Below are 1,649 nucleotides of genomic sequence, written 5' to 3' on the forward strand. Positions count from 1 at the left end.
CACGCCGGCTGCGACCGGATAGTCCCGCGGCTCATACACATTGCTTCGCCCACCGACCAACACACCATTGACCCACGTATGGTCGGCATCATTCATGGTGCCCAGACGCAGTAGGGCGGGCTTCCCCGCATCCGACGGAGGCAGGAACACGGTTTTTCTCATGGTAATCTCGCCGCGGAAACCGGCAAGTCCGCGATCCTTGTACCATCCAGGCAGGCGTATGTCATGCCATGCCACGTCGCGCGGCTCGATGTTCTTGGATTCCGGACAGTCCCACGCGATCAATGGCAGCCATTCATGGTGGGCATCGGCCACAGCCTCGTATCCAAGCGCCTGGTACCACCGGTCCCGCTCGGCAACGGAATCGCGGCTTTTCTTCGACGCCACGCCATCGCCAAGATACGGCTCAAGGTCAGCGAGCGCTTCGGGGAACGCCCGCAATGCGTCGGCATCCATCCAGGATTCAATCGGCGATCCGCCCAATGAAACGTTCAACAGGCCGACGGGCACATCCAGCCACTGACGAATCCTGCGTCCGAAGAAATAGGCGAGCGCGGAGAAATCTCCAAGGGTTTCCGCATCGCACCCCTGCCAGAACGCATGGTCATGATCGCTGCGGGGACCGTTGAAGTCACAATCGGGAATCGCTTTGTATTGCCGCAGCAATGGGTCAGGCTCACGACCCCACTCCAGCGGATAGTCCGCACGCACCCAAGCCATGGGCAGTTCCATGTTCGACTGTCCCGAACACAGGAACACTTCTCCCGCATAGCATTGGCGCGAGATGCATTCGGTTCCGTCCTCATAACGCACCGTCAAATCGTACGGTCCGCCTGCTTTGATCGGACCGTACGGCACGCTCCATGAGCCGTCGTCCTTCACCCGCGTAGTCCGGTCCTTGCCATCGAGGCGTACCAGCACGCCGCGTCCAGGGTCGCCGGCGCCCCAGATATGTATGGTCGCACCGGCCTGCAGCACGCAACCGTCGTCAAGCAGTTTCGGCAATTGCAAAACCATGCTCGTCCGCTCCTCATTGCCCATAGATTTCAATGCCGTCGAGTATGCCGGCTGACGACGGACGCTCTGTCGCCAGCCGGCACTGTCTACTGCTTATCGGAAAGCTCCCGATAGTCGAAGTAGTCGAATTCGGCCTGCTCGTCGTAGCCGGACAGATCGACGCAGGCAAGTCCCACGAACGCGCCGGTGAAGAAGCCGCCGTAACGTTGGTTCACGTAATCGTCGGACAGGATCTTCGCATCGAGCCTGACCGGAATCTCGGTGAAATGTTCTCCGTCAAAGGAATATTCGTAGGAATAGTATTCCGTGCGGACCTTGGTGCGCAGCCATACCGCCTCAGCCTCTTCGGGCACTACGATGGCGTCATCCTTGAGGAACGACGTATATTGGTTGAAATCGTTCTGAGCCACTTCGATGACCCTTGCATGTCGTTTCTCATCCCAAGTGACAAACGCCCATGACCAGCATAGGTCATCGTAATAGTTGGTCAGGCCTGCCATCTGCATGTAATTCTTCGGATCGAAACGCACCTTGGTTTCGGCGTCGAAATCAAATGCCTGCCAGCGACGAGCCACAAGAGACAAGTCAAACAGGTTGCACAGCGAGCCCTGACCACGCAATGCCAGTTTGCC

Annotated in this window: 2 pseudogenes; both read right to left on the bottom strand. The window is 58.4% G+C overall.

Annotation, left to right across the window (positions count from 1 at the left end):
• A pseudogene (locus tag ACR0P8_RS09585) lies at nucleotides 1–1,017 on the bottom strand (sialate O-acetylesterase); the annotation flags it as partial.
• A gap of 86 nt (nucleotides 1,018–1,103) precedes the next feature.
• Nucleotides 1,104–1,649, bottom strand: a pseudogene (locus tag ACR0P8_RS09590) (glycoside hydrolase 43 family protein); the annotation flags it as partial.

Origin of the sequence: Bifidobacterium sp. (assembly GCF_050874245.1) — a bacterium.
Lineage (GTDB): Bacteria > Actinomycetota > Actinomycetes > Actinomycetales > Bifidobacteriaceae > Bifidobacterium.